The organism is Streptomyces sp. NPDC060194 (genome assembly GCF_042728285.1).
Lineage (GTDB): Bacteria > Actinomycetota > Actinomycetes > Streptomycetales > Streptomycetaceae > Streptomyces.
The window spans coordinates 21,048-27,327 of the sequence record NZ_JBHWZH010000081.1; the positions used below are offsets into that span (position 1 = coordinate 21,048).

Sequence of the window (6,280 nt, forward strand, 5' to 3'; positions counted from 1 at the left end):
CCGCGACGGCGGCACACCGGTCCGATGTGACTGCAGGTGCCCCGGCTCGGGCACACAATTCCCGCTCGAAACATCGGAGTTGACGCCAGCGGCCCGCCGTCGAAACGGAGTCGCACCCTCCGCCGGTCGGGCCGGCCCGCCCCCGGTGACAGGATGGGCCCGCAAGGTGTGACCGGCGCGAGAGGCGAGGCGGCTGCGGTGGACGAGGGCTGGTTGTCGGGGCGGACCCGGGCGGCGGAGGCCGCGGTGGGCGGTTTCGACCTGTCGGAGTGCGTGCGCGAGCCGATCCACCTGCTCGGCGGGGTGCAGTCGCACGGGACACTGCTCGCGGTCGACGCGGACACGGGGATCGTGGACACCGCGGCGGCCAACACGGACGTGCTGCTCGGGATCGCGGCGGCCGACCTGGTCGGCTCGTCCGTCACGCGCGTGCTCGCGCCGGAGGACTGGGCGGAGGCCGTGGAGACGGTCCGCGCGGGCGGCGGCGAGGCCGGGGACACCGGCGCGGACGCCGCACTGCCGGTGGAGGCGGGCGCGGTGGCGGGCGCACGACGGGCGTTCGACCTGTCCGTGCACCGCTCCGACCCGCTCGGCCCGCTCCTGCTGCTCGAGTTCGAGCCGCGGGAGGGGACGGACGCGTTCGGCTTCTCCGGCTTCTACCAGGGCGTCCGGCGCGCGCTGACCCGGCTGCGGTCGGCGACGACCGTCGTCGCCGGCTGCCGCGCCGCGGTCCGCGAGGTGCGCGCGCTGACCGGCTTCGACCGGGTGGTCGCCTACCGCTTCGACGGGGCGCAGGGGCCGGGCGAGGTCGTCGCCGAGGACGTCGTCGACGGCTGGGAGCCGTGGCTCGGCCTGTGGTTCCCCGCGACCGACATCCCGCCGCAGGCGCGCCGGCTGTACGAGGAGAACTGGATCCGGGTCATCGCCGACGTCGACGACCCCACCGTCGGCCTCCACCCGCCGCGCCGGGCCGCGACGGGCGCGCCGCTCGACCTGTCCCGGGCGGCGTTGCGCACCGTCTCCGGCTTCCACCTGGAGTACCTGCGGAACATCGGCGTGCGCTCGTCGATGTCCGTCTCGATCATCCGCGAGGGCCGGCTGTGGGGGCTCATCGCCTGCCACGGCGCGCAGCCGCGCCGGCTCGCGCCCGAAGTGCGCTCGGCGTGCGAGCTGTTCGGCGCGGCGTTCTCGCTCAAGCTCGCGGCGATCGAGGAACGCGAGCGGGCCGACGCCCTGGACGGCTCCGGCGAACGCGCCGCCGCAGTCGCGGAGTTGCTCGACGCGGACGTCGAGGCCTCCCTCCTGCGCCACGAGGCCGCCGTCCGCGCCCTGGTCGCCGCGGACGGCGTCACCCTCGTCCGCGACCGCCGCACGGTGTCGGCCGGCCCGGTCGCTCTCCCACCGGCCCTCGTCGCCGAACTCGGCCGTCGCGCCGCCACGTTGCCCCCCGGCACCGTCTGGGCCACCGACCGCCTCCCGGAGACCCTGGCCGGCGAGGGCGACCCGTCGCCGCGACCGGGCAGCGGCACCGCGTCCGGTACGGACCCGGGTCGGGGCGGGGCCCCGACGGGTGCTCCGCACCGCACGGCGGTCGGCAGCGCAACCGCGCCCGGCGCAGGGCCCCTTCAGGGGGCCGGGCCCGACGGACCGTCGGCGTCGGGGCCGGACCGGACGCCGTACGACGGCCCGGCGGGCCCGGCGACGGTCGGCGCGGGTGACGGTGAAGTCGGGCCGCCCGCAGGGGTGTTGCTCATCCCGCTCGGCGGGGCCGGGGACTTCCTCGCCTGGTCGCGGCGTGAGCGGCCGATGCCGCGGAGGTGGGCGGCGGATCCGGCGGCGCCGGTGCGGATCGGGCCGCGGGGGGAGCGGTTGACGCCGCGGGGCTCGGGGGAGGTGATCCGGTCGCTGATGCGGGGCCGGAGCCTGCCGTGGACGGCGCGGGACCGGGCCGCGGCCCTGGAGATGCTGCGGATGCTCACCGGCCTCGTCCTGCGGCACGCGGAGGAACTCGGCACGCTCAACGAGCAGTTGCGGCTGAGCAACCTCGACCTGGACTCCTTCGCCCACGCCGCCGCCCACGACCTCAAGGAGCCGCTGCGCGGCATCTCCAACGCGGCCACGTTCACCCTGGAGGACGCGGCGAACGTCCTGGACGCCACCAGCGTGCGCCGCCTGGAGACCATGCAGCGCCTCGCCGGCCGCATGGACGAGCTCCTCAACTCCCTGCTGCACTACGCCCGTCTGGGCCAGACCGGCCTGCGGCGCACGGACGTGTCGCTGGACGGCGTGCTCGACGCGGCCCTCGAGGTCGCCGGCCCCCGCCTCGCGGAGGAGGGCGTGCGGGTCGTCCGTCCCGAGCGGCTGCCGGACGTGCGCGCCGACGAGACCCGGCTGTACGAGATCCTCGTCAACCTCCTGGTCAACGCGGCGAAGTACGCCGCCGACCGCCCGGACCGCACGGTCGCGATCGCCGTGGAGCGGGCCGCCGTGCCGGGCGGGGGGACCGCGGACGCGATCGTCGTCCGCGACAACGGCATCGGCATTCCCGCCGACCGCCAGGAGGAGGTCTTCGACCTCTTCCGCCGCCTGCACGGCCCCGGGGAGCACGGCGGCGGCACCGGCGTGGGCCTGGCCGTCGTCCGCCGCATCGTCGAGCACCACGGCGGCCGCCTGTGGCTGGACAGCGCCCCCGGCCGTGGCACCGCGTTCCTCTTCACCCTCGGCGGCCCGGACCAGCCCTGAACGCCGGGGCCGCCTCAGTCCCGCGGGTTCTTCGACTCCTGCCAGTAGTCGACCGCGCCCTTGAGGACCGTGCGGAAGAGGGCGAAGTTCACCGGTTTGTAGATGTAGCTGTCCGCGCCCGCCGCATAGCAGGCGTCGACCTCCGCGGGCGCGGTCGAGGAGGTGAAGACGACGACGGTGATCTCCGCGAGCTCGGGTCTGGCCCGGATCGCGCGGAGCACCGCGTGCCCGCTCGGGCCGGGCATGTTGAGGTCGAGCAGGACCATCCCCGGCAGCTCGTCGGCCGCCGCGAGCCGTTCGGCGACGCCCTCGCCGCGGTCGGTGAACTCCAGCCGGATGTCCGGGTGGGTGCGGGTGAGGGCCCGCTCGATGGCCTCGGCGTCCTCCTGGGAGTCCTCGACGACCAGGATGCGCCGGTCGTCCACCCGCGCCCCGCCGCTCTTCGTCCGTTCCACGTTCGCCCCTTCGCCGACCGCCGCCTGCTCCCCCATCCCTTCACTGCTCACCCCTGCACCGCGCGCCCGTCGACCGAAACGATCAGGATGGCGGTGTCGTCGTCACCCGTCTGCCGGAAGTCGGAGGCCAGCCGGATCAGCCGGCCGGCCGGATCGGGCGCGCCGTCCACGCTGCGGCCCACGACGCCGGGGAGGTCCTCCTCGAAGAACCGGCCGCCGGCGCCCTTGGCCTCGGTGAGGCCGTCGGTGAACATCACCAGCGCGTCGTCCGGGCCGAGCGCGAGGCGGGCGGGCCGGTAGGCGGGCGCGGGCAGCACGCCGAGCAGGACGCCCGAGACGTCCGCCTCCTCCACCGCCCCGTCCGCGCGCCGCACCAGCGGCCGGGGGTGCCCGGCGCTGGCGATCTCGACGTCCCAGCCGCCGTCGCCGGCCGGGGTGAGGACGGCGATCAGGGCGGTGACGAACCGTGAGGCGCCCTCGCCCAGGAGCGCGCCGTTGAGCCGGGCCAGCGCGTCGCCGGGGGCCACCCTGTCCTGGAGCAGCGTCCGCAGGGTGTGCCGGGCGAGCCCGGTGACGGCGGCGGCCTCCGCACCGCGCCCGCAGACGTCCCCGACGACCAGCGCGACCTGGTCGCCGGCGACGACCGCGTCGTAGAAGTCGCCGCCGACGTCCAGCGAGGCGTCGGCGACCTCGTACGCGGCGCTCAGCTCCAGGCCGTCGAGCCGGGGCAGCGCGCCGGGCAGCAGGTGGCGCTGGAGGACCTCGACGTGGTTGCGGCGCTGCTCGTAGAGGGTGCTGGTGTCGATGGCGAGCGCGGCGCGGCTCGCGAGGTCGCCGAGCATGCGGGTGTCGCCGAGCGCGTCCGGGCGGTGGTAGAGGAACGTGAGCGTGCCGAGCGCCCGGCCGCGGGCCCGCAGCGGGCTGACGCTGAGCGTCGTCACGGCGGCGCCCTGGTCCTTCGCCGCGGGTCCGAACGGGCCGCCGGCCAGCTCCGCGCCGCGCAGGACGGTGCTCTCGCGGCGGTCGCCGGAGTCCCGCAGCAGCTTCACCAGCCACGGATCGGTGCGCGCGACCTCGCCCAGCCAGCTCTGCGCGGTCGCCGCGACGTGCGCGGAGGCGACGGGCGCGAGTTCGCCGTCGGGCTCGAAGAGGTGGACGACGCAGCCCTCCGCGACGGCGGGCACGGCGAGCCGGGCGACCCGGCGCAGGGTCTCCTCGACGTCGAGGCTCGCGTCCATCTGCAGCGACGCCTCGGCGAGGAAGGCGTCCTCGACCTGGCGGCGGTCGTGGGCCTGGTGCTCGACGATGCGGTGGTTGCTGGTCGTGAGGACCTCCACGACCTGCGCCAGCTGCGCGTACAGCGGGTCGTCGGGGGCCGGGCGGTGGTCGAGCACGACCCGCAGCGTCGCCCAGTCGTCGTCGGCGAGCGGGAACGCGCACTCCAGGGCGGTGGCGGCGGCCGGGGCGAGTTCCGGGCCGCCGGGCCAGACGGCGCGGTCGGGGGTCTCGTCCAGGACGATCACGGGTCCGTCGTACGCGGTCGGGCACGGGACGGTCTTGACGCGGCCCTCCACGGGGGCGCGACGGGTGACCGGCGTCTCCTCGCCCGCCCTCAGGTAGCGCAGGTAGCTCAGGCCGCCCGGGGTCCATCGGGTGCCGCGGGCGAGGAGCACGCCGGGGCGGGAGACCAGGGCGCGGTAGACGATGTCCGCGAGGGCGGTGACGTCCTCGGCACGGTCGGCCGTGCGCCACATCGTGTGCAGCCAGCCGGACCAGTCGCGGGCGTCGGCCGCGCTCGTCCCGTGCGCCTCCACGCGCTCCCCCTCCCGTCCCTCTCGCCTACGTACCGTCATCCCCCGAACGGTACGGTATGCGCTCCCACGCCGGGGACCGACGTCGCACCGTCCCACCCCGCGGGGGCCCGCATCCCGCCGCGTCAGGCCGCCCGCAGCGCGCCCAGCATCCGCTCCAGCGCCGCGCGAACGACCGCGAGGTCGTCCGTCGGCCGCGGCGACGCGGCCAACCAGAGCGCGGCCTCGTTCATCGCGCCGGAGAGGAGGTGGACGAGCGGCGGGACGGGCTGCGGCGCGAGGACCCCGGCCGCGAGCAGCGCGTGGAGGGCGTCCGACAGGTGCCGCCCCGACGCCTCCGCGTCCATCGCACGCCACTCGGCCCATCCGAGGACGGCCGGCCCGTCGACGAGGAGCACGCGCTGGACGTCGGGATCGAGCGCGGCGGCGAGGAACTCCGCACACCCGGCGAGGAGCTGCTCCCAGAGGTCGTCGCGGGTGGACGCCTCCGCGGCGACCCGCGCCCCGACCTCCTGCTGGACGTCGGCGAGGACGGCCCGGAACAGCTCGGTCTTGCCGGGGAAGTGGTGGTAGAGCGCGCCCTTGGTGACGCCGGCCGCGCCGACGACCTCGGCGAGCGAGACCCCGGCGTACCCGTGCGCGGTGAACAGGCGGCGCCCCTCCCGCAGCAGGTCCGCGCGGGTCTGCTCGCGCTGCCGGGCCCGGACCCCGTCCTGACGCATCGCGTGCTCCTCCTTCGGCCGATTCGGCGAGCGGTTGACATACCGATGGTACGCCAATACGTTCGACATACCGAAGGTATGCGAAAAGGGAGCCCGCCATGAGGACGAACAGCTTCTATCCGGTCATCGGCACCACGGACGTCGCCGCGTCGCGCGACTTCTACACCCGCCTGTTCGGCTTCGAGGTCACCTTCGAGGCGGACTGGTACGTGAGCCTGCGCCTGCCGGGCGAACCGGGCTTCGAGCTGGCGCTGCTCGACCCCGCCCATCCGACCGTCCCCGAGGGCCACCGCCGCCCGGTGCGGGGCCTGATCCTCAACTTCGAGGTGGACGACGTCGACGCGGAGTACGCCCGCCTGGTCACCGAAGGCGGCCTGCACCCCGAACTGGAGTTGCGCAGCGAGGACTTCGGGCAGCGGCACTTCATCGTGGCCGCCCCTGACGGCGTGCTGATCGACGTGATCACGGTGATCGAACCGGTCGGCGCGTTCGCGGAGCAGTACACGGCCGCGGGCGCTTAGGACACGGGGCGGGCGGGCCGCAGCAACCG

5 protein-coding genes are annotated in these 6,280 nt (G+C 75.7%); 2 read left to right on the top strand and 3 right to left on the bottom strand.

What is annotated here, in order from left to right; genetic code table 11:
- The first annotated feature begins 168 nt into the window (after positions 1 to 168).
- Entirely contained in the window at positions 169 to 2,742 is a 2,574-nt protein-coding gene (locus ACFWEG_RS18555; RefSeq protein WP_387216298.1) for an ATP-binding protein, read from the top strand.
- A 14-nt stretch (positions 2,743 to 2,756) separates the two neighbouring features.
- Here ACFWEG_RS18555 and ACFWEG_RS18560 read toward each other — a convergent pair whose 3' ends face one another.
- The 3 genes from ACFWEG_RS18560 to ACFWEG_RS18570 all read right to left on the bottom strand — a co-directional run bounded on the left by ACFWEG_RS18560 (position 2,757) and on the right by ACFWEG_RS18570 (position 5,730).
- Positions 2,757 to 3,233: a response regulator gene (locus ACFWEG_RS18560; protein ID WP_387216312.1), complete on the bottom strand. Its 477-nt coding sequence runs from the start codon at positions 3,231 to 3,233 to the stop codon at positions 2,757 to 2,759.
- 11 nt (positions 3,234 to 3,244) lie between these two features.
- Positions 3,245 to 5,050 carry a PP2C family protein-serine/threonine phosphatase gene (locus ACFWEG_RS18565; RefSeq protein WP_387216300.1) on the bottom strand — a complete coding sequence of 602 codons (1,806 nt, stop codon included), beginning with the start codon at positions 5,048 to 5,050 and terminating at the stop codon, positions 3,245 to 3,247.
- A gap of 83 nt (positions 5,051 to 5,133) precedes the next feature.
- Positions 5,134 to 5,730, bottom strand: coding sequence for a TetR/AcrR family transcriptional regulator (locus ACFWEG_RS18570; protein WP_387216302.1), 597 nt, complete (start codon positions 5,728 to 5,730; stop codon positions 5,134 to 5,136).
- Between the two features lie 98 nt (positions 5,731 to 5,828).
- Here ACFWEG_RS18570 and ACFWEG_RS18575 point away from each other — a divergent pair, with 98 nt between their 5' ends.
- Entirely contained in the window at positions 5,829 to 6,251 is a 423-nt protein-coding gene (locus tag ACFWEG_RS18575; RefSeq protein WP_387216304.1) for a VOC family protein, read from the top strand.
- Positions 6,252 to 6,280: the final 29 nt, after the last annotated feature.

What these genes read in the sequence shown, in the direction of transcription:
- ACFWEG_RS18560 (WP_387216312.1), bottom strand. Translation starts at nt 3,233, where the DNA reads ATGGGGGAGCAGGCGGCGGTCGGCGAAGGGGCGAACGTGGAACGGACG.
- ACFWEG_RS18565 (WP_387216300.1), bottom strand. Translation starts at nt 5,050, where the DNA reads ATGACGGTACGTAGGCGAGAGGGACGGGAGGGGGAGCGCGTGGAGGCG.
- ACFWEG_RS18570 (WP_387216302.1), bottom strand. Translation starts at nt 5,730, where the DNA reads ATGCGTCAGGACGGGGTCCGGGCCCGGCAGCGCGAGCAGACCCGCGCG.
- ACFWEG_RS18575 (WP_387216304.1), top strand. Translation starts at nt 5,829, where the DNA reads ATGAGGACGAACAGCTTCTATCCGGTCATCGGCACCACGGACGTCGCC.